Genomic DNA, 25,032 nt, shown 5'->3' on the forward strand with positions numbered 1-25,032 from the left:
TCCCCCTGTGGACAACCGCCTGTGGACAACTCTCAGACCGCGACGACCTCCTCCATCTCCTCCTCCATCTCCTCCTCCGTCTCCTGCTCCGTCTGCCGCTCCGTCTGCCGCTCCGTCTGCGGCTCCCCTTCCTGTTTCTGCGGCGTCGCGCGCCTCGCCTCCGTGATTCCTGCGGCGACGACGAGGGCGGCTCCGGCGAGGAGCCAGAGGGCGAGGACGAGGACGTGTCCGCCGAGGGCGTGCCCGCCGAAGTACACATGGCCGCGTACGCCCTCGACGAAGCCTGCACCGTTCCAGAAGGAGTGCAGCGCGCCGAAGAAGCCGGGCTGGAGTTCGGGCCGGTAGATGCCGCCGGAGCTGGTGAAGTTGAGCATGACGAAGAGGACCATCACGCCGAGCGTGGTCCAGCGGCGCAGGAAGGTGTGGAGGCCGACGCCGACGAGCAGGATCCCCGCCGCGTACAGCCAGGACAGTGCCCACACCCCGCCGAGCCCTTGATCGACGAGGTGGAAGGCCGGCCCGGCGAAGAGGGTGCCGATCAGGCTGACGACGAGCGACATCCCGGCGGCGAGGAGGGCCCTGATCCGCATGGGCAGAACGGCTCCGGCTCCGCCGATGACGGCGACCGAGGCGTACGCGCCGATGCTGAGGGCGACGAGCAGGAAGAAGACGCCCTGCCCGGTGGGGTCGCCGGAGGCGACGGGGGCCACGTCGGTGACCTTGAGCGGGGCGTCCTCTGCGGCGGCGACCTTGGTGAACACCTTCTCGACGGCCATGGCGCTGGTGTCGGAGGAGGCCGAGGCCACGAGCAGTTCGGGCCGGTCGCCGGGGATGTAGGCGCCGAAGCTGTGCTGCTCGCGCAGCGCGGTGATCGCGGTGTCCCGGTCGGCGACGGTGCGGACGTCGAGGGCGCCGGCGCCCTTGTTCTGGAGGGTCTGCGCGAGGACCTGGGTGGTGGGTCCGGAGCCGACGACGTCGACGCGCAGGTCGTGGGGTTGGGGGGCGTGGAAGGCGCCGAGGTAGGCGAGTCCCATGCCGACGCACATCAGCAGTGGGGTGAGCAGATGTCCGAGGACATGCCGCAACGCACCGGTGGTGTTCGGTCCTGCGGACACCGAGACCTCCATGGTTGGCTTTTACAACTAAAGAACCGTTGTACTATACAACCGGAAGCGCGTGGCGGGCGACCCGTGCCCGTTACGGCGACGAGGGAGCCCACCATGACCGGCGACACACAGCCACCGCGTGAGGCGTCGCACGCACAGCCATCACCCGAGACATCAGGCGCGCCATCCCCTGAGACATCGGGCGCGCGACCACGCGAGACCCCGGACGCGCCACCACGTGAGGCCTCCGTGGACGTCATCCAGCGCGAACTGACGGCCTTCGCCCGCCGGGCCCGCGCCGCGGCGGCCCGCGTCCACCCCGAGCTGCCGCTCGTCTCGTACACGCTCCTCGCCCACATCGAGGAGCAGCGCGGCTGCCGCGCGACCGACCTCGCGGCCCACTACCTGCTGGACAAGTCGACGGTCAGCCGCCAGGTCGCCGGCCTGGAGAAGCTCGGTTTCGTCGAGCGGCGTCCCGCGCCCGAGGACCATCGCGTGCACGTCCTGCACCCCACCGAGGAGGGCACCAGGGTTCTCGCCGCCGCCCAGACGAACCGTCTCGCGGCCTATCAGGAACGCCTCAAGGACTGGTCCGCCGAGGACCTCGCCCGCTTCGCCGCCTACCTGCTCCGCTACAACACCGCGGGCACGGCCGGCCTCCCGGACAGCCCCCCGCGCTGACCGGAACGACCGCGCCCGCGCGCAGCCCCCCTCCTACAGCCCGGCGTCCCGCGCGAGCAGCGCCGCCTGGACCCGGTTCTCGCAGTCCAGCTTGGCGAGGATCCGGCTCACATACGTCTTCACCGTCGCCTCGCTCATGTGCAGCCGCTTCCCCGCGTCCGCGTTGGACAGGCCTTCCCCGAGCAGCGCCAGCACATCGCGCTCCTTCTCGCTCAGGCCCGCGACCCGCCCCCGCGCCTCCTCGGCGCGGGCCGACTCCCGGCCCGTGGCGAGCCGCTCCACCACGTGCCGGGTCGCCGCCGGGGACAGATACGCGTCGCCCGCCGCGGCAGCCCGTACCGCCCGGATCAGCTCCGCCGGAGCCGTGTCCTTGAGCAGGAACCCGGCACCCCCGTGCTCCAGGGTCCGCAGTACGTTGTCCCGCTCCCCGAAGGTCGTCAGGACGATCACCCGGGCCGTCGGCACCGCCCGGCGCAGCTCCGGCAGCGCCGAGAGGCCGTCGAGCACCGGCATCTGGATGTCGAGGAGCACCACGTCGGCGGCGTGCGCCCGGGCCTGCTCGACCGCCTCCCGGCCGTTGGCGGCCTCGGCGACGACCTCGATCTCCGGGTCGGAGTTGAGGATCATCCGGATCCCGGCCCTGATCAGAGGCTCGTCGTCGGCGATCACGACCCTGATGGGCTGCCCTGCCACAGCTACTCCCCACGGCTCCGGTACGGGCGGGTCGGCGCTAGCGCGCCTCGACCTCGTACGACTTCTTCTCGATCAGCTTGCCGTCCTTGAAGCAGAACCGGAAAACGGGCTCCTTGTCGAAGGTGTCGCTCACCTCCGAGGACATCAGCACCAGGCAGTCCGCGCCGTCCGGCATCGCGGGTCCCTTGCCGCTCAGACCCGCGGTCGCGATCGTGTCACCGGACGGAAGTTGGCTGCGCACCTCCTTCTCAGGTGCCCCGACCTTCACCGCGTCGTACTTCTCGGGGTCGATCATCCCCTCCTGCACCGAGCCCATCAGGAAGTAGAGACCGAAGCCCGCTGCCACCAGCAGCAGCACGAACGCCGCGAACGCGATTCCGCAGCCCAGCGCGATCGAACCGCCCGTGCTTCTGCCCCTGCCCCCGCGTACCGCCATGGCCAGCTCCCGCTCCGTGAACGTCCAGTCGGCCGGTCCGACCGCGACCGGACGACCATCGCCCGCGAGCGGCCTCGTGGTCTGCTGCCGGAAGTCGTCGGCCGCATCGACCAAAGGCGCTGCCTCCGCGACGGGCGCCGCCCCGTAGGGCAGCATCCCGGCCACCCGGAACCCTCCGCCGTCGGCCGGACCCGCATGACACATGCCGCCCACGAGCCGGGCCCGCTCGGCGAGGCCGGTCAGTCCCTGCCCGCCGCTGACCACGTCCACCGCGGGCTCGTCCGTGGGCCGCTCGTTGAGGACCTCGACGACGAAGGTGTCCGGCTCGTACCGCAGTTCGACGCCGATCGCCGCCCCCGGCGCGTACTTGTAGGCGTTGGTGAGGGCCTCCTGCACGATCCGGTACGCGGCGTGGTCGGCCGCCGGTGCCAGCGTCCGCTCCGCCCCCGACCGGCTCAGACCCACCTTGGTGCCGGCCGTCCGCGCCGCCTCCACGAGCCCCTCGATGCCCGCGATCCCGCGCGCGGCGCGGCCCGTCTCGTCCCCGGACCGTCCGGGCGCCGCCGCCGTCCCGTCGGCGGCCTCGATCCCGTCGCGGAGGATCCCGACGACCTCCCGGAGCTCGTGCATCGCGGTCACCGACGCGTTCCGCAGGACGCCGACCACCTCGCGCTGACGCTCGCTCAGGTCCCGGTCCACCTCCAGGGCTCCGGTGTGGACGGCTATCAGGGCCAGTTGGTGCCCGAGGCTGTCGTGCATGTCCTGGGCGATCCGCTGCCGCTCCCGCAGCCGCGCCTGCCCGACCACCATGGTCCGCTCGCGCAGCAGTTGGGCGTTGCGCTCCTGGAGCGCGTGCAGCAGGGTCCGCCGCTGGGTCCAGTAGCGGTGGGCGAGCCCGGGGGCCAGGGTGGTGCCCAGGTAGTAGAGGGTCGCCATGAAGGCGATGGTGAGTACCCGGTCCCGGTCCCAGGGGCCCAGCAGGCTCCCCCCGACGTTCACCACGAAGGCGGCGATGTACGCGGCGAGGGCACGGCCCACCCCCGCGATGTACCGCCCAGAGGACCAGCCGACGACGAGCAGCAGGGGCCCGAAGCCGGGCACGAGGGGCGTGAGTCCCGCGGTGAGGACGAGCACGGTGGCGGGAAGTCTGCGCCGCACCAGCGACAGCAGGGCGGACCCGGCGGCGACGCCGGCCAGTGGCCATCCCTCGCCGCCCAGGAGGTCCTCGGTCCCGGCGCCGAGCAGCGCGAGGACCGCGGCGAGTGCCACCTCACCGGTGGTCCTGCGCCCCGACCACTGCCCGGGCACGGCGAACCACGCCCAGCCTGCGGCGAGCGTGGCCCCGATCCCGTACGAACTCCGGGTCCCCGACGACTTCGACATAGCGTCCACGCTCGAACGTTAGGCCGCGGCCCGGTCCCGGGTCTTCCCTCTTTCGTCTCGCCCCCCGACGACAAAAGTCGCACTCCGCCCACCGGAACCGAAGGCAACCCCCACCGGAACCGAAGACGCGGAAGCCCCGCGGGTCTCCCGGACCCACGGGGCTTCCGCCCGACGGACACCCTCAGCCCTCGTCCGACTCCTTGAGGCGGTCCACGTCGCAGTAGTCCTGGTGCCAGTACGGATACGGCAGCGGCGGGGCGCTGACCTCGTCGAGGGCGGCGTGCTCCTCGGGGGTCAGCGACCAGGTCGTCGCGGCCAGGTTGTCGGTGAGCTGGCGTTCGTTGCGGGCGCCGATGACCACCGAGGTGACGCCCTTTCCGTCCAGCGCCCAGCGCAGCGCCACCTGGGCCGGGGACACCTCGCGCTCCTGCGCGATCTTGCGCAGGATGTCGACGGTGTCGAAGGTGCGCTCGGGGTCGACGGGTTCGAACCAGCCCACCGCCCGTCGCGTGCCCGGCGGCGGCGTGGCGCCCCGCTCCTGGTGGCCGCTGAGCAGACCGCCGGCGAGCGGGCTCCACACCATGACTCCCACGCCCTCGGCCTCGGCCATGGGCAGCAGTTCCCACTCGACCTCGCGGGCCGCCAGGCTGTACTGGATCTGGTGCGAGGCGAAACGCTCCAGGCCCGCCCGCTCGCTGGTGGCGAGGGCGCGGGTGAGCTGCCAGGAGTTGAGGTTGGACGCGCCGATGTAGCGGACCTTGCCCGCCCGGACGAGGTCGTCCAGGGCCCGCAGGGTCTCCTCCCACGGGGTGCGGCCGTCGAAGCCGTGCGTCTGGTAGAGGTCGATGTAGTCGGTGCCGAGGCGGCGCAGACTGGCCTCCACCGAGCGCACGATGTGGTGCCGGGACAGGCCGCGGTCGTTCGGACCGCTGCTGCCGTCGGGCATCTGCCAGCGCACCTTCGTCGCGATGATCACGTCTTCGCGGCGGGTGCCGAGGGCGGCGCCGAGGACCTCCTCGGACTGTCCGGCGGAGTACATGTCGGCGGTGTCGAAGAAGTTGACGCCCGCGTCCATGCTCGCGTGGACGAGCCGCCGGGCCTCGATGGTGTTGAGCTGGCCCATGTGCTGGAAGCCGTGGCGGCCGCCGAACGTCATGGTGCCGAGGCAGATCTCGGACACCTGGAGGCCGGTGCGGCCCAGGTAGCGCATACGCATGTGAATCGTTTTCCTCGGTCTCGGCGCGTTCCTCGGTGGCTCAGCGCGCTCTGCGGTGGCTCGGTGGGACTGGGCGGAGTCTCACCGAGCCCCCTCGGTGGCTCAGTGCGCTTCGGCGGCGACCTTGTGGTCGGCCACCGGGGCTTCGGCCGCCGCGCGGCCGGGCCGCAGGAAGGCGATGGCGGCGAGGCCCGCGACGAGCAGCGCGCCGGCGGCGAGCAGCAGACCGCCCTGTACGCCTTCCAGGACGGCGGCGGGGCCGCTGCCGCCCGCGGAGTCGATGCCGGCCGCGGCGACGGTGGCGAGGACCGGGGTGCCGACGGTGACGCCGAGCTGCTGGCCCGTGTAGGCGAGGCCGGTGGCCAGGCCCTGCTCGCGGTCGGGCAGGCCCGAGGTCGCGGTGATCATGTAGCCGACGACGGCGAGGAGGTGGCCGAATCCGCCGGTGGCGGTGGCGATGAGGAGCAGCGGCATGCCGCCGGTGGTGTCGAGGAAGTAGAGCGCGGCCGTGCTCGCGGCCTGCAGCAGCAGACCGTAGACGAGGGCCCGGTGGACGCCGATCGCGCCGATGATCCGGGCGGCGAAGGCGCCGCCGAGGACGGCGGCGACGCCGAGGGAGGCGAAGGTGAAGCCGGCGTTGAGCGGGCTCATGCCGCGCACCTGCTGCATGTACAGGGTCAGCAGGAAGACCATGCCGGTCATCATCGCGAAGGTGATCAGGCCGGTGGCGTTGCCCCAGCTGACGGTGCGGCGGCGCAGCACCTTCAGGTCGATGAGGGGTGCGGCGACGCGCTGCTCGATGGCGAAGAAGGCGACGAGGAGGACGAGTCCGGCGGCGAGGGAGGCCAGGGTGATGCTGGAGCTCCAGCCGTTGCGCTCGGCCGAGGTGATGCCGAAGATCACCGAGAGGAGGCCGCCGGTGACGGTGACGGCGCCGAGGAGGTCCAGCTTCGGGGTCTCCTCGTTGCGGCTCTCCTTGATGAGGATCGGGGCGGCGATGGCGGCGACGATGCCGACGGGGACGCTGATGAAGAGCGTCACGCGCCAGCTGGTGAGGTCGGTGATGACACCGCCGAGGACCACGCCGGACAGGAAGCCGAGGGAGAGCAGGGCGCCGTTGATGCCGAGCGCGCGGTCGCGCTGCGAGCCCTCGGAGAAGCTGGTGGTGAGCAGGGACATCGCCGCGGGGGTGAGCATGGCGGCCGCGACGCCCTGGGCGGCGCGGGCTCCGAGCAGGAAGCCGGGCGTGGTGGCGAGACCGCCGGCGAGGGAGGCGACCGCGAAGAGGACCATGCCGGCGACGAACCAGTTGCGTCGGCCGTAGAGGTCGGCGGCGCGGCCGAAGAGCAGCAGCAGGCCACCGGAGGGCAGCGCGAACGCGGTGACCACCCACTGCAGGTCGCTCAGCTTGAAGCCGAGGTCCTCACCGAGGACGGGGAGCGCGACGCTGAGGATGGAGAAGTCGAGGGCGAGCATGAACTGCGCGCCGCACAGGAGCGCGATGATGAGCCACTGGCGGGTGGTGAAGGGCACCTTGCCGGGCGGCTGAGTGGCGGAGTCGGGAGTCATGCCAGAAGGCTGGCAAATATCGCCATGGCGTGGGGAGCCCGAACGTATCCTGGGTTCATGACCACCAGCCTCAACGCAGTACGGGAGCCCCGTCGACGCGAGGAGCTCAAGCACTTCCTGCGCACGCGCCGGGAACGGCTCAGGCCCGAGGACGTGGGGCTTCCCCCCGGTGCGCGCCGGCGCACGCCGGGCCTGCGCCGGGAGGAGGTCGCGATGCTGGCCGGCATCGGCGCCTCCTGGTACACGTGGCTCGAACAGGGCCGGGACATCAAGGTGTCGGAGCAGGTCCTGGACGCCATCAGCCGGACGCTGCGGCTGGACGCCGTGGAGCGGGACCACCTGTACCGGCTGGTGGGGATGAACCCGCCGCAGCGCGCGGCGGACGACCTCGCGGACACGGCGCAGTTGACGGCCCTCGTGGAGGGCTGGATGCCGAGTCCCGCGTATGTGATCGACCGGTGCTGGGACATCGTGGGGCTCAACAGGGCGGCCTCGCTGGTCTTCGGTTTCGGCGAGCGGGACACCAACTGTCTGGTGTCCTTCTTCACCAATCCGGCGTTCCGGGCGCGCCATCGGTACTGGGCGGAGGTCGCTCCGGGGCTGGTGTCCGAGTTCCGCAGGGATGCCGCGCGCTATCCGGAGGAGTCGCGGTTCACGTCGATCTCGCGTCGACTGACGGAGGAGAGCGAGGAGTTCGCGGAGCTGTGGTCGCGGTACGAGCTCACGGCGACGAACCAGGGCGTGAAGGGCATCGACCATCCGCGGTCGGGGTTCCTGGTCTTCGACCACTCGGTGCTGGAGATCCCGGACCGTCCGGGGATCCGGCTGATGCTGCACACGGCGCGGCCGGGTACGGAGACCCGCGAGAAGGTCGTGGAACTGCTGGGCCGGGACGAGCGGAAGGGCAGGATCTCGCTGGTCGAGGCGGGCTGAGCGGCCGGGCGGGAATCTCGCCCGGAGAGCCGCCCCGAAGCCGGTCACCCGTCGGGTCCGAGGGCGGGTCCGAAGGCGGGTCCGAAGGGCTCGCAAGAGAACCGCTCAAGGCCGACTCAAGGGCAGCACAGGAAGTCACGACAGACCTCATCTCAGTGACAATGCTCTGATACATATGACTGCGATCGTTCCCGTGAGCAGAGGACATTCCGTGGTCAAGAAGAGCAGGCTCATCACCGCCGGTGCCGTCGTCGCGGTGGCGCTCGGCGCCGGATTCGCCACCCAGCCCATGGCCCAGGCCGACGTCACGGCCGACGTCCCCCCGGTCAGCGCGGTCACGCTGAGCCAGGGCATCACCTCGGCGCCCTTCAAGATCAAGGCGAACGGCGACCGCAAGGTCCTCTACCGCAAGGCGATCGTGCAGCCGGGCGCCTCCACGGGCTGGCACTACCACGTGGGCGAGGAGATCGCCGTCATCAACTCCGGTACGTTCACCCGGATCGACGGCTCGGACTGCTCGGTGGAGGAGTACGCCTCGGGCGAGTCGCTGGTGGAGCCCGTCGGCCCGACCACCGTGCACATGGGCATCAACAAGGGCACCGAGCCGGTCGAGTTGTACGTCGTCGACATCATCCCCACCAAGGCGACCGCGCCGACCACGGCCGCCCCGGACCCGGGCTGCGACGTCGACGCGCTGACCTCGAAGAGCACGAGCGCCGGGGCCAAGTGATGCGTCTGCCGCGCCCGTTGGGCATCTCGGGTCCCACACTCTGGCTTCCCTCGGGCCGGCAGAGCGCGGCCGAGGCGGTCGCGCGTGAGCTGGTCGACGCCGAGACCGCCGACGAACTCGGGTACGCCGTACTGCCGGTGGCCGACCTCGCGCCGCCCGAGATGGCGGTCGAGGCAGGCCGCGAGGCACTCTCCGCGGCCGGTGTGGACCCCGGCGCCGTGGGCCTCCTGCTGCACGCCTGGATCCACTACCAGGGCCACGACCTGTGGTCCCCCGCGCACTTCGTCGCCGACCGGCTGGGTGCCGCCGGCGCCGTGCCCCTCGGCGTCCAGCAGGTGTGCAACGGCGGTGCGGCGGCCGTGGAGCTGGCCGCCGCCCGGCTCTTCGTCGAGCCCGGCCTCGGGAACGCGTTGATCACCACCGCCGACGCCTTCGTGGAGCCCGGCTTCGACCGCTGGAGCGGGGACTACGGCATCGGGTACGGCGACGGCGCCACCGCCCTCGTCCTGCACCACCTGCCGGGAACCGAGGGCGGCCGGCCGGCCGATCTGGTCCTGCACTCGATCGCCACGGTCGCCGCGCCCCGGCTGGAGCGCATGCACCGCGGCGACGACCCGTTCGGCCCGGCGGCCCGTTCCCTCGGGCCGAAGGTCGACATCCGCCGTACCAAGAAGGCGTTCCTCAAGGCGGGGGGCATGGAGGCGTTCACCGCGGCGAGCGCCGCGTCGCTGCGGTCGGCACTGGAGTCGTGCCTGGCCGACGCGGGCCTGTCGGCCACGGGCGACGTGCCGCTGCGGTACGTGGTGGCGCCGCGGCTCGGCCGCAAGACCATCGACCTGGCCTACGCGCCGCTGCTGGGCAAGCTCACCGGGGCGGAACTGCTGCGGCCGGGCGCCGACACCGGACACCTGGGCGCCGGCGACGCCGCGGCCAGCCTCGCGGAACTGCGGACCGGGCGGATGCTGGGTCCCGGCGAGTACGCGCTGGTGGTCAGTGCCGGGGCCGGGTTCACCTGGTCGTGCCTGCTGGTCAGCGGAGCCTGAGACCCGAAGCACCGCGCGCGTTCCGCGGGCACGGAGCGGTCCGCGTACGAAGAAGGTCGCAGAAGCAGGTCCCAGATGCAGGTCGGATACGAGATCGCATACGAGGTCGCATACGAAAGGGTCCGCGGGGCACGTGCCCGCGGACCCTTTCACGATGTCGGCCGCCCGGTTCGGCTGGTCAGTGCCGGCCCGGTTCAGCCGGTCACCCCCGGCCCGGTTCAGCCCGTCGCGCGCAGGGCCAGGCTGTGCACCACGCTGCCCATGCTCCGGCGGTCCTGCTGCCGTACGACGGTGGCCCGGTCGGCCGACCTGAGCCGGGGCGTGTCGAGGGACGGCTCGCCGCGCAGGATGTCCTGCTCCATCTGGACCAGGAACGGCGAGGGCTCAAGACCCAGCTCCTCCACCAGCCGGGCCCGCAGCCGCCGCATGACGGCGAGCGATTCCGCCCGTCGGCCGCAGCGGTACAGCGCGAGCATCAGGTGCCGGTGGAAGTTCTCGTGGAGCGGGTGGCGGGCGGTGAGCTCGGTGAGCTCCGGGACCAGGGTGTGGTGCGCGCCGCGCTGGAGGTCGGCGTAGATCCGGTGCTCCAGCGTGCACAGGAGGGACTCGTCCAGGTGGACGATCCGGGCGCCGAGCAGTTCGCCGGCCTCCACGTTGACGAGCGCCGGGCCGCGCCACAGTGCGACGGCCTGATGGAGCAGATCGGAACCCTCGACGAATGCGCCGCGCTGCACCGCGGCGTTTCCGGCGGCGGTCAGCATCTCGTACTCGGCGATGTCGAGCGCGACCCTCCGCGTGGACAGCACGTAACTACTGCCCTCGGTAATGAGGATTTCTTCGGCGATTTCGTTGGCGCTCTTGTTGAGGGCTTCCGCGATGGTGCGGCGGACCTGCCCAATATAGGTCTGGATCGTTGCGGTGGCGGTTCGGGGAGGATTGTTCCCCCACAACTCCTGCACAAGCGCATTGACGGATATCGCACTGTCGGCATTGACAGCGAGTAAAGCGAGCAGACGACGCGGCTTGGGTGCCAGAACGACCGGCTCCAGGTCATCGTCGAATACGGTCATCGGGCCCAGGACGTGAATCTGCACCATTCCCCCTTATTGGTACATCCATCCCACCCTGCGGTGAAATGGTCGAACCCTTCGCTCCCCGCGCAGGTACGTGCACCTAGCACGAGTCACCAGGTCACCCTAGCAGGAATCCGGCCGAAAACCGTTTTCGGTCGACCGTCGTACGAAATGTTTACGGGCCGGAGCCCCGCCTGTTACCTGCCTCACAGGTGACATAAAAAGAAAACCACCTTGAATTTCGTCGGCAGACGAATTCGAGGTGGTTTTCTACGCGTCCCGCATACCCCCGAGGGGTTTATTCAAGGGACCCCAGAACGGCGATCGACCGCTCCAGGTACTCCTCGAACCGGGCCCTTTCCTCGGGCGTGAACTCGGCGCCCAGCGACCCCTCGACGCGCAGGGCCGCCTTGTCGGCCTTCTTCGCGATGGCGCGGCCGGCCCGGGTCGCCCGGTTGACCACGACCTTCTGGTGCAGCTCCGAGGGTTCCCGGAACACCAGGTCGGCCTTCTCCAGGTTGGTCAGCACCGTCGCCATCGTCTGCGGCGTGACCATGCACTCGCGCGCCAGCTGGGCCGCGGACATGCCGTCCGAGACCGACAGCAACAGCAGGACCGAGTACTGGGGAACCGTCAGGCCGAACTCCCGCAGCACGTCCGTCTTGCGGCCGATCAGAGCCTGCTCGGCCCGCTTGATCGTGTGCCCGAGTCGGCCTGCGGCGACCGTCTCCGTCGTCGTCTTCGCCATATCAATAGTCTTGCATACGACAGAGGACGAAGCAGTAGTCGCGCATTGCCTTCGCCGCACCGGCCGGCCGTCGTTCCCCGCGGTGCGTTCGGTCACCGGCCCGCCCGGCGCCTGACCGGCGGGATCGCACAGGTCAGCCGGGCGGTACAGGTGCGCCGGCCGCGTTCGTCGCGGATGACGATCTCGTACGTGGCGGTGTGCGTGCCCACGTGCAGCGGACGGCACTCGCCGGTGACCCGGCCCGACCGCGCCCCGCCGTGGTGGGTGCAGGACAGTTCCTGGCCGACGATGATCCGGTCGGCGCCCGCGTGCGTCCAGGCCGCGAGCGAGCCGAGCGTCTCGGCGAGCACGGCGTTGGCTCCGCCGTGCAGCAGGCCGATCGGCTGGCGGTTGCCCGCCACCGGCATGCTGCCGATCACGAGGTCCGGCTCGCACACCGTGACCTCGATGCCGAGGAGTTCCACCAGCTGCTCGTCGACATAGGGGGACAGGACCTCGACGGGTCCGAGGGCGGTCTGTGTCATGACCCGCCCCCTCAGCGCGCGGAGGCGGGCTCGGGCGACGCCGTGACCGGCTCGGCCTCGGCGGGGGCGTCGGCCGAGGGCTTGCCGCCCTTCAGCAGACTGCCGACGACCACGGCCGTGACCGCGCAGGCCGCCGCGACGATCCACATGGTGGTGTGCAGGCCGGAGGCGTAGGCGTCGGCCATCGCGGTCACCGCCCGGTCCCGGACCTCACCCGCGGGCAGCGTCTCGGCCGCCTCGGTCAGACCGCCCTGGAGGGCGCGCGAGGTCAGCGCGTCGGCGCCGCCCTTGAAGGCGGAGACGGCGTCGTTGTCGAGGGCGCTCTTGGTGAGCGCCGTGACGAGCGCGCCGAGACCGGCCATGGACACGGCGTCGGAGGTGAGCCGCACCGTGTTGAACATGCCCGCGGCCATGCCCATCCGCTCCGGCTCGACGGCCGAGACGGCCGCGCCGTCCAGGATGCCGAGCGAGATGCCGTATCCGATGCCCAGGAAGAGCAGCGGGCCGGCCAGCGCGACGGTCGAGGCACCCGGCTCCACCATGGTCAGCCAGGCGGCGCCGACGGCGGAGAAGGCGAGCAGGACGAGGAACAGGGTGCGCTGCGAGACCTTCTGCGCGACCACACCGGTGAGGGCGGGCATCACGAGCGACGGGCCGGTCAGCAGCAGCAGGACCAGGCCGATCCGGACGGCCGACAGGCCGCTCGTGGAGGTCAGGTACGGCGGCAGCACGATGACGAGCGCGACGAAGCTGAACGCCAGCACCAGCGGCACCAGGCAGACGGCGAGGAACTGCGGGCGGGCGAAGAGGCCCAGGTCGAACATCGGGTGCTCGGATCGGCGCTCCACCGCCACGAAGGTCGCGAGCAGGACCAGACAGCCGACGGCCGAGGCGAGCACGATCGGGTCGGTCCAGCCGCGGCCCGGTCCCTCCACCAGGGCGAGGACGAACAGGGCGATGCCGAGGCCGAAGGCGAAGGTGCCGGCCCAGTCGAAGCGGGGTCCGCGGTTCGGTTCCGTACGGGGCAGCAGCGGCGTGCTCAGCAGGACGAGCGCGGCGACCCCGGCGAGCACCAGGAACACCGAGCGCCAGCCCCAGAGGTTGACCAGGACGCCGCCGAACATCGGGCCGAACGCGAGGCCCGCGCCCAGGAAGGTGCCGAAGAGTCCGAAGGCCTTCGCGCGGGCCGGGCCGTCGAAGGCCTGGGCCACGATTGCGGTGATGGAGGCGAGGGCCGCGCCGCTGCCGAAACCGGAGATGGCGCGCGAGATGTCGAGCAGCAGGATGCTGTTGGAGAGACCCGAGACCGTCATCCAGAACGCGAAGAAGGCCATGCCCCAGGTGAACATCCTGCGGTGGCCCACGCGGTCGGCGAGCGAGCCCATCGCGGCGAGGCTGCTGGAGGCGGTCAGCATGTAGCCGTCGACCACCCACTGGGCAGCGGCGAGGGAGCTGTGCAGGTCGGCGCCGATCTCGGGCACGGCCACGGACGGGCCGGTCACCACCAAGGTCATCAGCGGGCCGACGACGCACGCCGCGGCGAGCGTCGCCCGCGGGTTGCCGGTGGACACGGAGAATCACCCCTGTTCTGTTCTATTCGTTGGCAGGCATGTGTAAGAACTCTGTCATAGAGTAGGAGGCTGAGCATAGGAGATGTCAATGTCGTATGGCAGAGTTCTGCATGAAGACGAGGGCCTGTCACACGAATCGAGTGGGCGGGACTCCGCGGGCACAACGGGAGAGGCGGTGCGCACGAACATGCGCAGGATCCAACTGGGCGGCACGGAGCGGACCTTCGCGGCCGTCGGCATCGGCTGCATGGGCATGTCGTGGGGGTACGACGAACTGGGCCGGGACGAGAGCGAGTCCATCGCGGTCGTACGGCACGCCATCGACCTCGGCGTCGACCTGATCGACACGGCCGACCAGTACGGCCCGTTCACCAACGAGCTGTTGGTCGGCAAGGCGCTGCGGGGCTACCGCGACAAGGCCCTGCTCGCCACCAAGGGCGGGCTCGTCGTCGACGACCCGGCCACCTACAAGAGCCACCGGGACGGCCGGCCCGAGTATCTGCGCGCCGCCGTCGACGCCAGCCTGCAGCGGCTCGACGTGGACCACATCGACCTCTACCAGCTGCACCGCATCGACCCCGAGGTGCCGGTCGAGGAGAGCTGGGGCGCGCTCGCCGAGCTGGTGAAGGAGGGCAAGCTCGGCGCGATCGGGCTCTCCGAGGCGTCGGTGGAGGAGATCGGCCGGGCGCACGCGGTCCACCCGGTCGCGTCCGTGCAGAGCGAGCTGTCGCTGTGGAGCCGAGAGGCCCTGAAGGACGGCGTGGTGGAGTACTGCGGGCGCGAGGGCATCGCGTTCATCGCGTTCGCCCCGCTCGGCCGCGGCTTCCTGTCCGGCCTGATCAGCACCCCGCAGGACCTGCCCGCGGTGGACGGGCGGCACCGCATCCCGCGCTTCCAGCCCGAGGCCATCAGCGCCAACCAGGCCATCGTCGACCGGGTGCGGGACCTGGCCGACCGCGTCGGCGCGACCGTCGCGCAGGTGGCGATCGCCTGGGTGCTGGCGCAGGGCGAGCACGTGGGCGTCATCCCCGGCACCAAGACCCGCCGCTACCTGGAGGACAACGTGGAGGCCGGCTCGGTGACCCTCCCGCCCGAGATCCTGACCGAACTGGCCAACCTGCCGGAACCGGTCGGCGCCCGCTGACCTTGCCGACGACGGTCGACACCCGCCCGTCGGGCAACGCCGAAGGGGCGCCTCGGCCGAGGCGCCCCTTCGTGCTCTTTCTCCGCCTGGTCACACCGGCTGGCGGCGCGTCCCGGCCATCAGGGTGGCCGGGATGACCGGCCAGCCGTACTCGGCCGCGTGGGCCGTCATCCGCGGGTTCTCGCCGACGACCGTCGGGTGGCCCACCATGCTCAGCATGGTCAGGTCGCCCGGGTCGTCGCCGTAGGCGTAGCAGTCGGCGGGGTCCGCGCCGAACTTCGCCAGCGCCTCCCGGACCGCGTCCGCCTTCGCCGGACCGAACATCGCGTGCCGGATCGCCCCCGTCATGCGCCGGTCCGCGTCCAGCTCCGGCTCCGTGCACAGGACCAGGTCGACGCCCAGGTCGTCGGTGATCGGGTGGAGCGTCGCCGGCCAGGAGCCGGAGATGACCACCGTGTGGTGACCCGCCTCCTGGTGGCGGCGCAGCCGGGCGACCGTCGGCTCGATGAACGGCGCGCCGCGCTCGCGCAGATGGGCGTACCACTCCCGCGCCTCGGCGACCACGTCGTCCCAGGGGACACCCGCGTACAGCTCGTAGAACTTGGACACCACCTCGACCGGCGTCACGCCCATCGACGCCAGCCGCCGCAGCGGCTCGACGAGCCGCTCGTACGCGGCGCCGGTGACGTCGCCCTCCCGCTTCATCCGGTGCCGCAGCAGCGAGAACGGCGTCTTCATGGCGACGAGCGTCTCGTCGGCGTCGAAGAACGCCACCACCGGGCGGGAATGGTCGGTGATGAGGGGAGGGAGGGAGGGGAGGGCGGGGGACGTGGTCAAGACCGGCTCCTGAGGTGTGCCGCTCGGGTGAGCAGTCGCGTGATGTCCTGGGGGCTCCCGGGGTCGACCCGCGCGAGCAGATGGCCGTCCGGGCGTACGACCGCCACGGCGGGCCCGGGGCCGAGCGCCCGGGCCAGGCCCCGGGGAACGGCACGGGTCAGATCGAGTACGGGGGTGCCCTCGGGCAGCTCCCGGCGGACCCGGTCGCGGGTCCGCTGCCAGTCCGCGGGCGGGGTCCGCGTGCCGGGCCACAGCAGCACGGTGTGCCGGTCCCGGTCGATCGTCGGCCAGCCACCGCTGTCGAGCCGCGGGGCCACGGGGGCCGCCTCACCCGAACCACCGGCGTCCGGACCGGAATCGGCGCCCGTACCGGAGCCGGCGATCGGATCGGAGGCGACCGGTCCGGAGGCGACCGGTCCGGACGACACCCTCAGCGGCATACGGGGATGCCGGTCGCCGTCGTAGCTGACGGCCGTCTGGCTCAGCTGCGGGGCGAGCCTGCGCTGGAAGAGCCCTGTCCGGTCGGCCACCGTGAACGCGGCGTCCCGCAGCGCGACCTTCGCGGGCGTGTTGACCAGGCCCGCCTTGGTCAGCAGCGCCGTCGAGCGGGCCACCTGGTGGGAGACGGCACGGCGCTCGGAGTCGTACGAGTCGAGGATCGGCTCCCCGAACTCCCCACGGAGGACGCCGGACAGCTTCCACGCCAGGTTGAACGCGTCCTGCATGCCGGTGTTCATGCCCTGGCCGCCGGCCGGGCTGATCACATGGGCGGCGTCGCCCGCGAGGAAGCAGCGGCCGCTGCGGAACGCGGAGGCGATCCTGACCCGCACCCGGAAGGAGCCGCTCCACAGCAGCTCCTCGACGCGGCTGTGGCCGGCCGCCCGGTCGTCGACGACCTGCTGGAACATCTCGCGGGGCGGGGGGTTGTCCTCGCTGTACGCGTCGTGCGGCACGTTCAGCGCGATGCGGTGCACGCCGTCGCCCATCGGCCCGAGCACCATGGCGCCGCTCGGCGCGTAGCAGTAGTGCGACAGGTCCTCGGAGAGGGTGGTGGTCAGCCGGGCGTCGGTGATCGCGAACGACACGTCGACCGGCGGGCCGTCGTAGCCGATGCCCAGCTCCTTGCGGACGGTGCTGTGCGCGCCGTCCGCGCCGACGAGCCAGCTCGGCTCCAGCTCCTCGGTCCGGCCGTCCTCGTGCTCCAGCTTGACGGAGGGTCCGCCCGCGGTGTTGTCGAGGGCGGTGAGCCGGACGCCCTGCTCGACGGTGCCGCCGAGCGCGGCGAGGCGTCGGCGCAGCACTCCCTCGGTGTCGTTCTGCGAGAGGGTGAGCGCGAACGGGTAGGGGGAGTCGGGCAGTTTGCTCATCCAGGCGGTCGCGAGGTGCCGGCCGCGCGAGTAGAACGCGGTGCCCGCGAGGCGGTGACCGGTGTCGAGCAGCTCCTCGGTCACCCCGATCCGGTCGAGCAGTTCGAGGTTGCGCGGCCAGATGACGTTCGCGCGGGAGTGCGCGGTGTGTCCGCGGCCGGCGTCCACGACGCGTACGGGGATGCCCTGCTGGAGCAGTTCGCACGCGACGACCAGACCGACCGGCCCGGCCCCGACGACGAGGACGGGCCGGTCCGCCTCGTGGCCCGTGCGCCGTTCCGTCAGGCCGCCCACATCAGCCCCCCGTTGACCTCGACCACGCTGCCGTTGACGTACGAGCTGTCCTGCGAGGCGAGGAAGACGGCGGTCGCGCCGACCTCGGCGGGACGGCCGAGGCGGCCGGAGAGCAGACGGCCGCGGTAGCTCTCCCAGGCGCGCTCGTTGGAGGCGAGCTCCTTGCCCATGCCCTCGTCGATGTAGCCCGGGGACAGGCAGTTGACGGTGATGCCCTTGGGGGCGAGTTCGGCGGCCGAGGTCTTGGTGAACATCTCCACGGCGGCCTTGCTCGCGCTGTACGCGGCGGCGCCGATCGCGGCGCGGCCCGCGACGCAGGACGAGACGTTGATGATGCGGCCGCCGGTGCCGGTCGCCTCGCGGCGGGCGGCCATCGGGCCGATCACCGCGCGCGTGCAGAGGAAGACGCCGGTGAGGTTGGTGGCGAGCGTGGTGTTCCAGTCGTCCACCGAGAGCCGGGCGATCTTGCCGTCCCGGCTGACGCCCGCGTTGTTGACGAGGACGTCGACGCCGCCGAACGTCTCGCCCGCGGCGGCGACCAGCTCGGCCACCGAGGTCTCGTCGGTGACGTCGGTGTGGTGGAAGAGCAGCCGGTCGCCGTGGTCGTCGGCGAGTTCCTTGATGTCGTACGGGTTGCGCGCGGCGACCACGACCGAGGCACCCTCCGCGAGGAAGGCCTCGGCTATCGCCCGCCCCAGGCCCCGCGTGCCGCCAGTGATGACGGCCGTCTGTCCGTCGAGCCTCATGGCTCCTCCATCCGATGCTGCTGCGTGTGGTGTGCGTGTGGGGTCGGTAGTGGGGGTACGGGTGGGGCGCCGGCGCGGAAGGGGTGCGCCGGCGCCCCGGGGCGGGCCGTCAGTACCAGGTCAGGAGTGCGGCGCCCGCGGTCATTCCCCCGCCGACCGACGCCATCAGGACCCGCTCGCCGCGCTTCAGCGGGCGCTCCCGGTGCGTGGCGTGCAGGGTGAGCGGCACCGAGGCGGCGACCGTGTTGCCCAGGTGCGGCGCGGTGTAGGCGACGCGGTCCGGGTCGATGCCGGCGTCCGCCACGAAGGTCTCCAGGAGCCTGGTGTTGGCCTGGTGGAAGACGAACCGGTCGATGTCCTCCAGGGCGAGCCCGCAGTCGTCGAGCGTCTGGGCGGTCAGCTTCGCGAGCACCGAGAGGGCGTAGTCGCGCACCGCGCGCCCGTCCATCCGGAAGTACTGGTGGCCGGCCTCGCGGGCCTCGGCGTCGAGCGGCGTCCTGGTGCCGCCGCCCTCGACGCCCACGTAGTGGTGGAACTCGCCGTCGGTGACCAGGTGCACCGACTGCAGGCCGTAGCCCTCGGGCACCTCGCCGAGCAGGACGGCTCCCGCGCCGTCGCCGAACAGGCTCACCGTGCGCCGGTCGGACCTGTCCATGATCGTGGAGAACATGTCGGCGCCGACCAGGAGCACGTGCCCCCCGTGCCGGCCGGCCGCCAGCAGCCCCTCGGCGACCGAGAGGCCGTAGAGGAAGCCGCTGCAGACGGCGTTGATGTCGAAGGCGGGCAGGGTGGAGAGCCCCAGCTTGTGCTGGAGGATCGCCGCGGTCGACGGCTGCGGCACGTCCGGGGTGCTGGTCGCCACGACCAGCGCGCCGAGCCGCTCGCGGACCTCGTCCGGGACGCCTTCCAGCGCCTCCCGGGCCGCGTGCACGGCGAGGTCTGAGGTGGCGGTGCCCGGCTCGGCGTACCGCCGCGTCAGGACACCGGTCCGCTCGGTCACCCAGGACTCGGGCATCCCCGTCCAGGCGCTGATCTGCTGGTTGTCGACCACCTGGTCGGGTGTGTAGGAGCCGATCGACAGGACACCGACGGGCATGGTTTACCTTCCCTGTGCTTGGTGAGTGGTGGTGGATGCGTGCGGCACGGGGCCTCAGTGACCCATGCCGAGCCCACCGCTGACCGGCAGCACGGCGCCGGTGATGTACGAGGCCTCCTCGCCGGTGAGGAACCGCACGGCGGCGGCCACCTCGTCGGCGCTGCCGGCCCGGCCCAGTGGCGTCATCGCCAGGTACTGGTCCATGCGGGCCGGCCGTACGTCGCGCAGCATGTCCGTGTCGACGAGCCCGGGGGCGACGACGTTGACGGTGATGCCGCGGCTGCCGAGTTCCCAGGCGAGGGAGCGGGCGAGGCCGACGAGGCCGGACTTGGCGGCGGTGTAGTTCGTCTGGCCGGGCGAGCCGGTGAACGCGACGGCGGACGAGATCAGCACCAGTCGGCCCCAGCGCCCGCCGAGCATGCCCCGGGCCGCGTGCTTGGCGACCCGGATGACCGACCGCAGGTTGGTGTCGAGGACGGTGTCGATCGCGTCGTCGCCGAGGGCGAGCAGCAGCCCGTCCCGGGTGATTCCGGCGTTGGCGACCAGCACCTCGACGTCGCCGTGGGCGGCCGCGACCTCCTTGAAGGCGCGTTCCACCTGGGCCTCGTCCGTGACGTCGCACCGCACCCCGAGGAGCCCCTCCGGGGGTTCGCCGGTGCGGTACGTGACGGCCACCCGGTCGCCGCGCGCGGCGAGCGACCGGGCGACGGCCAGACCGATGCCGCGGTTGCCACCGGTGACGAGGACCGAGCGGCCCGAGGGCCCGGAGGGGGCAGCGGGGCTCGCGGGGCCGGGAGTCGCCGTCATGCCGGCGTCACCACGATCACGGCGTTCTGGCCGCCGAAGCCGAACGAGTCGTTGACCGCCGCGCCGATCTCCATCGGACGGGCCTCCTTGGCCACCACGTCCACCCCGATGCCCGGGTCCAGGCTGTTCAAGTTGGCCGTCGGCGGGACGAGGCTCCGCTCCACGGCGAGCACCGTGTACACCGCCTCGGCGGCGCCGGCGGCGCCCAGCAGATGGCCGACGACACCCTTGGTGGAGGTGACGGCGGGCTTCTCGCCGAAGACCCGGCGGAGCATCCCGGCCTCGGTGATGTCGTTGAGCGGGGTCGACGTGCCGTGCGCGTTGACGTGGTCGACCTCGGAGGTGTCGACCAGGGCGTCGGCGAGCGCCGCCCGGATGGCCCGCTCGGCGCCGCCGCCGGTCGGGTCGGGCGCCGACGCGTGGTGGCCGTCGGCCGAGGCACCGAAGCCGGAGACCCGGGCGCGGATGCGGGCACCGCGCGCCCGCGCGTCCTCGACCCGCTCCAGGACGAGCATGGCCGCGCCCTCGCCGGCGACGAACCCGTTGCGGTCCGCGTCGAAGGGGCGGGAGGCCGACGCCGGGTCGTCGCGCCGGGTCGACAGCGCTCCGGCGCGGGCGAGGCTGGCCATGGCGGTCGGGGACATCGCGGCCTCGGCGCCGCCCGCCAGGACGATGTCGCAGACACCGGACTCCAGGAGGGCGCGGGCGTACCCGATCGCCGTGTTGCCGGAGGCGCAGGCGGTCGACACGACCTGGTTGGGGCCGAGTGCCTTGAGGTCCATGGCGATGTAGCCGGCGGTCATGTTGACCGGGCCCATCACCATGAGCAGCGGCGAGACGAACTCGGAGCCGTCGGTGAGGTGCTTGCCGTGCTCGCGTTCGACGGTGGACCAGCCACCGAGCGAGGTGCCGACCACCACGCCGACGCGGGGGCCGTCCCAGGCCGTCGGGTCGAGCCCGGCGTCCTCGACGGCCTGCCGGGCGGCGACCACGCCGAAGTGGCTGATCGGGTCCATGCGGACGGCGCTGCGCCGCCCGAGCAGGGCACCCGCGTCGAAGTCCGGTACGCGGCAGGCGAAGTCGACGGGCAGACCGGCGAGGTCCGGGTCGGTGGCCGCGGTGGACCGGCCCGACCAGACCCGCTCGAAGTTGGCCTCGACACCGAGGCCGGCCGGGGTGACCAGGCCGACGCCGGTGACCGCCACGTCGAAGCGTTTGGTGCGCCCGCCCGGGCGCTGCGTCGGTATGCCGGTCATCAGGCCACCGCGACCTTGGAGTCGATCTCGGTGAGGATGTCGGCGAAGGTGTTCTCCGGGGTCAGCGCCGTCTCGTCGATCTGGACGCCGAACTCCTTCTGCACGATGACGCTGAGCTCGATCAGGGCGAGCGAGTCCAGGTCGAGGGCGTCGAAGGTGGACGTGGTGTCGAGCTCCTCGGTGGGGACGCCGAGCTTCTCGGAGACGAGGGCGAAGAGACGGTCCTGGTGAGCGGACATGAGGGGTTCTCCTTGGGAGTCGGATGCGAATCGGGTGGAGCGGTGGATCGGTGAAGCGGTGAAGCGGTGGATCGGTGAAGCGGTGAAGCGGTACGGATCGCGGGAGGTCAGCGCTTGCTGACCACGACCGCGGTGAAGGTGAACCCGCCGCCGCCGTTGAGCACGAGGGCGTGGGCCCCGGGCCTCAGGAGGTCCGAGCGGGCCAGGTCGGCCAGGGAGGCGTTCAGGTCGCCGGCCCCCACGTGCCCGGTGGCCCGGCCCAGGTCGAGGACCTCCGCCGAGGTGACGTCCTTCAGCGGCGGGATGTACGCCTCGTTCATCGCCTTGGCGCCCAGCCGGGGGATCACGGCGTAGTGCAGCCGCGGGTCGTCGCCGGTGAGCCCGGCGTCGGCCAGGGACTCCTCGACGACGGCCCGGATGCGGTCGGCCGCCGTCTTGACGAAGAAGTCGACGCCGTACGCCTTGATGAAGGCGCGCTTGGTGCGCCGCACGTCGATCATCGGGCTGTGCCCCATCGGCGTCGCGTTCAGCTCGTCGTCGCCGCGGTGCATCACCTCCAGTTCGGAGGCGGTCCGGGTGGCGAGCGAGTGCAGCAGCAGGTCCGGCGGGAAGGCGTGCGACGAGCCGGCCGCTGCCGTGGAGCCGGTGCGGTGGACGAGGACGGCGGTGGCCGCGTCGCCGGCCGCCATCCCGTAGTCGCTGCGCCAGCGGTGCCAGCTCGGCATCAGGAAGCGGTCGGCGGTCGTGACCAGGGCGGGTCCGGCGGCCGGGTCGCCCTGGAGGCGGCTCGCGGCCAGTTCGATGCCGATGGCGCCGCCGTTGCACTGCTGGAGCAGCCCGATCGGTACGGCACGGTCGGCGCCGATCCGACTGGCGATGTAGTGCGGGGCGGACCAGGCGTCGTGGCCCTGGTGGTGGACGCTGGCGTGCAGGACGAGGGAGAGGGCGTCGGCGCGGGCGCCGGAGAGGGTGAAGAGCCGGTTGGCGGCCTCGACGGCCATGTCGGGCGGCGCGATGTCCTCGCTGACGGGGAGCGAGGTGTAGCCGAGTTCGCGGGCGGTGCGGGCGTCGATGTCACCGGCGGCCACGGCCTCTTCGGTCGTCTGGAGACCGTCGGGGTACCAGGCGGTCGCGGAGAGGCCCAGGGGTGAGTCCAGTCGCACGGCCCGTCACCTGCCGTCCGTGTCGGGCGACTCGGACGCGTCGGCGGTCTCGGCCGCGGCGGACGACTCGGGCGACTCGTGCTCGGCAAGGACCGCGACCTCGATGTCGGCCGTGCAGACCGACTCCCCGTCCTGCCGGAAGTCGACGGTGAGGCGCTCGCCGGCCGACGGCGCGACGGAGACCGTGACCGGGCTGTCCAGCTCGACGAACCGGCGGAACGTGGCGCCGAAGGCACGTGCGTACCGCCGGTCGCCGGACTCCCCGGACTCGTCGGAGGCGAGGACCGCGGCCTGGCGGGCCGCCTCCATCAGGGCCATCGCCGGTACGTGGTCCAGCGGGTGGTCGTACATGGCCGCGTGCCGCACCGGGACGTCGAGCACGGCGCGCAGCGCGGTCGTGGCGTCGGGGTGCCGGACCACGTCGGTGAGGACGACGTTCTCCGTCCGCTCGCGGCCCACCAGGGCGGGTGCTACGGGCGTGCCGGTGCGGGTGTGCGGCATCGCGGAGGAGAGCGGCGGGACGGAACCCCGGCTCTTCTCGCGGTGGGCGGTGTAGCCGTCGCGGCTGAGGTATCCGGCCACGACGACGCTCGTCCCGGCCCGTCGGCCGCCCACCAGGAACACGCACTCCAGGGTGGCGGCGAGGAGCCTGGTGCCGCGCCGCTTGACGTCGCGCGTGGTGACCTCGACGACGAGCTCGTCCGGGACGTCGACGCGGGTCCGCAGGGCGGCGAGGTCGGTGAACTCGGTGGTCCAGTCGCTGATCAGGAAGGAGGTGTCGTACGTGACGTCCAGCCACTGGTGCGCCACGACGGTGACCGCCTGGCGGGCGGCCTCCAGGAGGAACAGCGGGTCGAGCAGCGCGGGCCGCTGCGTGTGGTCGTTGTAGTAGCTGTGCGCGCGGGGTGCCTGGACGGCCACGGCGAAGGCGTCGTCGCCGTGCCGGACGGCGTCGGTGACGAAGACCTCCATGACGGCCCGGCGGTGCACCAGGGCGCGGTCCATAGGACGCTGGTAGGCGAGTTCGGCCGCGGCCGGCGCCGCTACCGTCGGCTCCTGCTCAGCAAGGGTCATGCCCGGTTCCGTTCGTCCGTGGGTCTGCTTCGGCGGGCCCCTGAGGGCATGAATCAAGCCTCACAGTCGCCTCTGGGGTTTCATCTGCGAACGACGGGGCAGTCGACCGTGGCCTCACGTGTGGGCGGCTTGAGAGCCGCTGAAGATTCACTGAAGACCGGCCGCAGAGGCCTCCGGACACACGAGAAAAGGCCGCCCCTGACAGGGGCGGCCTCGGGCCTCTCACACGTGTGGAATGCGGATCTTCTTGTACGGGTAGCGCGTCGGGCTTGTCCGGTACGGGTCTCGGACGGGTGCGGTTCGGTCGGCGGGACGGGCCGGATCAGGCCTTTTCGACCGCCGGTCAGGCGGTTCCGACCGCCAGGACGACCTTGCCGCGCACATGGCCGGTTTGCACGAGTTCATGGGCGCGGGCCGCGTCGGCGAGCGGGAACTCGGCGCTCACGTGGACCCGGACCTCGCCGCGGTCCGCCATCGCCACGAGCTCGGCCAGATCGGCCGGGTCGGGGCGGACGAAGACGTAGCGTCCGCCGAGCCCCGTCACGTCACCGGAGATGGAGGCGAGCCGTCCGCCCGGCCTCAGCAGCGCCGGCGAACCGGCCAGGGTGTCCCCGCCCATGAGGTCGAAGACGGCGTCGACGCCCTCCGGGGCCAGGGCGCGCACCCGGTCGGCGAGCCCGGGGCCGTAGGTCACCGGCTCCGCGCCGAGCGACCGGAGGAAGTCGTGGTTGCGCTCACTGGCCGTGCCGATGACGCGGGCGCCGAGGGCGCGGCCGATCTGGACGGCGAGCGAGCCGACCCCGCCGGCCGCGGCGTGGACGAGCAGCACGTCGCCGGGGCCGATCTCCAGGTGGCGGCGGAGTGCCTGGTACGCGGTGAGGCCGGCGGCCGGCAGTCCGGCCGCCTCCCGCGCGTCGAGGGAGCGCGGCTTGTGCGCCAGGGTCCGGACGGGCGCGGCGACCAGTTCGCCGTACGTGCCGCGCTGCATGTGGTCGGCGCGGACGTAGCCGACGACCTCGTCGCCGGGGGCGAACTCGGTGACGCCGAGGCCGGTGCGCTCGACGACGCCGGACAGGTCGCAGCCCATCACCATGGGGAAGTGGGACTCGAACCAGTCGTCGATGTAGCCCTCGCGGATCTTCCAGTCGGCGGGATTGACGCCCGCGTACCGCACCCGGACGAGCACGACGTCGGGGCCGAGGCGCGGTTCGGGGAGATCCATGAGTTCCAGGACCTCCGGGCCTCCGTAACGCTGGACGGCGATGGCCTTCACGGACGAACCCCCTGGTGGGACGGCTGATTG

Annotated in this window: 24 protein-coding genes; 5 read left to right on the forward strand and 19 right to left on the reverse strand. The window is 72.0% G+C overall.

Going from position 1 to position 25,032, the window contains the following annotated elements:
• Window positions 1-32: 32 nt before the first annotated feature.
• On the reverse strand, window positions 33-1,127 hold the full coding sequence (locus OG514_RS12710; RefSeq protein ID WP_266893971.1) for a hypothetical protein: 1,095 nt from the start codon (window positions 1,125-1,127) through the stop codon (window positions 33-35).
• 228 nt (window positions 1,128-1,355) lie between these two features.
• Between OG514_RS12710 and OG514_RS12715 the strand changes: the two genes are divergently transcribed.
• A complete protein-coding gene (locus tag OG514_RS12715) occupies window positions 1,356-1,787 on the forward strand; it encodes a MarR family winged helix-turn-helix transcriptional regulator (RefSeq protein WP_266893973.1) in 432 nt (143 codons plus the stop codon).
• Between the two features lie 33 nt (window positions 1,788-1,820).
• On the opposite strand, the gene OG514_RS12720 is transcribed toward OG514_RS12715, so the two are convergent.
• The 4 genes from OG514_RS12720 to OG514_RS12735 form a co-directional block, all read right to left on the reverse strand.
• Window positions 1,821-2,480: a response regulator transcription factor gene (locus tag OG514_RS12720; protein ID WP_266893975.1), complete on the reverse strand. Its 660-nt coding sequence runs from the start codon at window positions 2,478-2,480 to the stop codon at window positions 1,821-1,823.
• Between the two features lie 37 nt (window positions 2,481-2,517).
• Window positions 2,518-4,299, reverse strand: a complete 1,782-nt coding sequence (locus tag OG514_RS12725) for a sensor histidine kinase (RefSeq protein WP_266900839.1) — start codon at window positions 4,297-4,299, stop codon at window positions 2,518-2,520.
• A gap of 181 nt (window positions 4,300-4,480) precedes the next feature.
• Complete coding sequence (locus tag OG514_RS12730; protein ID WP_266893977.1) at window positions 4,481-5,515, reverse strand: aldo/keto reductase; 1,035 nt, start codon at window positions 5,513-5,515, stop codon at window positions 4,481-4,483.
• Window positions 5,516-5,617: 102 nt separating this feature from the next.
• Window positions 5,618-7,084, reverse strand: coding sequence for an MFS transporter (locus tag OG514_RS12735; RefSeq protein ID WP_266893979.1), 1,467 nt, complete (start codon window positions 7,082-7,084; stop codon window positions 5,618-5,620).
• A 57-nt stretch (window positions 7,085-7,141) separates the two neighbouring features.
• Between OG514_RS12735 and OG514_RS12740 the strand changes: the two genes are divergently transcribed.
• The 3 genes from OG514_RS12740 to OG514_RS12750 all read left to right on the forward strand — a co-directional run bounded on the left by OG514_RS12740 (window position 7,142) and on the right by OG514_RS12750 (window position 9,790).
• Window positions 7,142-8,017 (forward strand): helix-turn-helix transcriptional regulator, encoded by an 876-nt coding sequence (locus OG514_RS12740; RefSeq protein ID WP_266893980.1) that lies wholly within the window; start codon window positions 7,142-7,144, stop codon window positions 8,015-8,017.
• A 193-nt stretch (window positions 8,018-8,210) separates the two neighbouring features.
• The gene (locus OG514_RS12745; protein WP_266893982.1) at window positions 8,211-8,747 is read left to right on the forward strand and encodes a cupin domain-containing protein; all 537 of its coding nucleotides are present in this window, start codon (window positions 8,211-8,213) and stop codon (window positions 8,745-8,747) included.
• Window positions 8,747-9,790, forward strand: a complete 1,044-nt coding sequence (locus OG514_RS12750; RefSeq protein WP_266893984.1) for a 3-oxoacyl-ACP synthase — start codon at window positions 8,747-8,749, stop codon at window positions 9,788-9,790. The genes OG514_RS12745 and OG514_RS12750 overlap by 1 nt, the downstream gene beginning before the upstream one ends.
• 218 nt (window positions 9,791-10,008) lie before the next feature.
• On the opposite strand, the gene OG514_RS12755 is transcribed toward OG514_RS12750, so the two are convergent.
• The 4 genes from OG514_RS12755 to OG514_RS12770 all read right to left on the reverse strand — a co-directional run bounded on the left by OG514_RS12755 (window position 10,009) and on the right by OG514_RS12770 (window position 13,706).
• The gene (locus OG514_RS12755; RefSeq protein WP_266893986.1) at window positions 10,009-10,887 is read right to left on the reverse strand and encodes an AfsR/SARP family transcriptional regulator; all 879 of its coding nucleotides are present in this window, start codon (window positions 10,885-10,887) and stop codon (window positions 10,009-10,011) included.
• A gap of 274 nt (window positions 10,888-11,161) precedes the next feature.
• Window positions 11,162-11,611 (reverse strand): MarR family winged helix-turn-helix transcriptional regulator, encoded by a 450-nt coding sequence (locus tag OG514_RS12760; RefSeq protein WP_266893988.1) that lies wholly within the window; start codon window positions 11,609-11,611, stop codon window positions 11,162-11,164.
• Window positions 11,612-11,703: 92 nt separating this feature from the next.
• The gene (locus OG514_RS12765) at window positions 11,704-12,135 is read right to left on the reverse strand and encodes a hotdog fold thioesterase (protein ID WP_266893990.1); all 432 of its coding nucleotides are present in this window, start codon (window positions 12,133-12,135) and stop codon (window positions 11,704-11,706) included.
• 11 nt (window positions 12,136-12,146) lie between these two features.
• The gene (locus OG514_RS12770; protein WP_266893992.1) at window positions 12,147-13,706 is read right to left on the reverse strand and encodes an MFS transporter; all 1,560 of its coding nucleotides are present in this window, start codon (window positions 13,704-13,706) and stop codon (window positions 12,147-12,149) included.
• Window positions 13,707-13,881: 175 nt separating this feature from the next.
• Here OG514_RS12770 and OG514_RS12775 point away from each other — a divergent pair, with 175 nt between their 5' ends.
• The gene (locus OG514_RS12775) at window positions 13,882-14,850 is read left to right on the forward strand and encodes an aldo/keto reductase (protein WP_266893994.1); all 969 of its coding nucleotides are present in this window, start codon (window positions 13,882-13,884) and stop codon (window positions 14,848-14,850) included.
• Window positions 14,851-14,940: 90 nt separating this feature from the next.
• On the opposite strand, the gene OG514_RS12780 is transcribed toward OG514_RS12775, so the two are convergent.
• The 10 genes from OG514_RS12780 to OG514_RS12825 all read right to left on the reverse strand — a co-directional run bounded on the left by OG514_RS12780 (window position 14,941) and on the right by OG514_RS12825 (window position 25,002).
• The gene (locus OG514_RS12780; RefSeq protein WP_266893996.1) at window positions 14,941-15,687 is read right to left on the reverse strand and encodes an HAD family phosphatase; all 747 of its coding nucleotides are present in this window, start codon (window positions 15,685-15,687) and stop codon (window positions 14,941-14,943) included.
• Window positions 15,684-17,348, reverse strand: a complete 1,665-nt coding sequence (locus OG514_RS12785) for an FAD-dependent monooxygenase (protein ID WP_266893998.1) — start codon at window positions 17,346-17,348, stop codon at window positions 15,684-15,686. Before OG514_RS12785 ends, OG514_RS12780 begins: the two co-directional genes overlap by 4 nt.
• Window positions 17,336-18,094 carry an SDR family NAD(P)-dependent oxidoreductase gene (locus OG514_RS12790; RefSeq protein WP_266894000.1) on the reverse strand — a complete coding sequence of 253 codons (759 nt, stop codon included), beginning with the start codon at window positions 18,092-18,094 and terminating at the stop codon, window positions 17,336-17,338. The genes OG514_RS12785 and OG514_RS12790 overlap by 13 nt, the downstream gene beginning before the upstream one ends.
• A 109-nt stretch (window positions 18,095-18,203) precedes the next feature.
• Window positions 18,204-19,190, reverse strand: coding sequence for a 3-oxoacyl-ACP synthase III family protein (locus OG514_RS12795; RefSeq protein ID WP_266894002.1), 987 nt, complete (start codon window positions 19,188-19,190; stop codon window positions 18,204-18,206).
• A 54-nt stretch (window positions 19,191-19,244) separates the two neighbouring features.
• On the reverse strand, window positions 19,245-19,997 hold the full coding sequence (locus OG514_RS12800; RefSeq protein WP_266894004.1) for an SDR family oxidoreductase: 753 nt from the start codon (window positions 19,995-19,997) through the stop codon (window positions 19,245-19,247).
• Window positions 19,994-21,253: a beta-ketoacyl synthase gene (locus OG514_RS12805; protein ID WP_266894006.1), complete on the reverse strand. Its 1,260-nt coding sequence runs from the start codon at window positions 21,251-21,253 to the stop codon at window positions 19,994-19,996. The genes OG514_RS12800 and OG514_RS12805 overlap by 4 nt, the downstream gene beginning before the upstream one ends.
• The gene (locus OG514_RS12810) at window positions 21,253-21,492 is read right to left on the reverse strand and encodes an acyl carrier protein (RefSeq protein ID WP_266894008.1); all 240 of its coding nucleotides are present in this window, start codon (window positions 21,490-21,492) and stop codon (window positions 21,253-21,255) included. Before OG514_RS12810 ends, OG514_RS12805 begins: the two co-directional genes overlap by 1 nt.
• A 107-nt stretch (window positions 21,493-21,599) precedes the next feature.
• A complete protein-coding gene (locus tag OG514_RS12815; RefSeq protein ID WP_266894010.1) occupies window positions 21,600-22,655 on the reverse strand; it encodes a ketoacyl-ACP synthase III family protein in 1,056 nt (351 codons plus the stop codon).
• 6 nt (window positions 22,656-22,661) lie between these two features.
• Window positions 22,662-23,729 (reverse strand): ScbA/BarX family gamma-butyrolactone biosynthesis protein, encoded by a 1,068-nt coding sequence (locus OG514_RS12820; RefSeq protein ID WP_266894012.1) that lies wholly within the window; start codon window positions 23,727-23,729, stop codon window positions 22,662-22,664.
• 343 nt (window positions 23,730-24,072) lie between these two features.
• The gene (locus tag OG514_RS12825) at window positions 24,073-25,002 is read right to left on the reverse strand and encodes an NADP-dependent oxidoreductase (protein ID WP_266894014.1); all 930 of its coding nucleotides are present in this window, start codon (window positions 25,000-25,002) and stop codon (window positions 24,073-24,075) included.
• Window positions 25,003-25,032 lie beyond the last annotated feature (30 nt).

It is taken from the genome of Streptomyces sp. NBC_00572, from assembly GCF_026341815.1.
GTDB lineage: Bacteria > Actinomycetota > Actinomycetes > Streptomycetales > Streptomycetaceae > Streptomyces.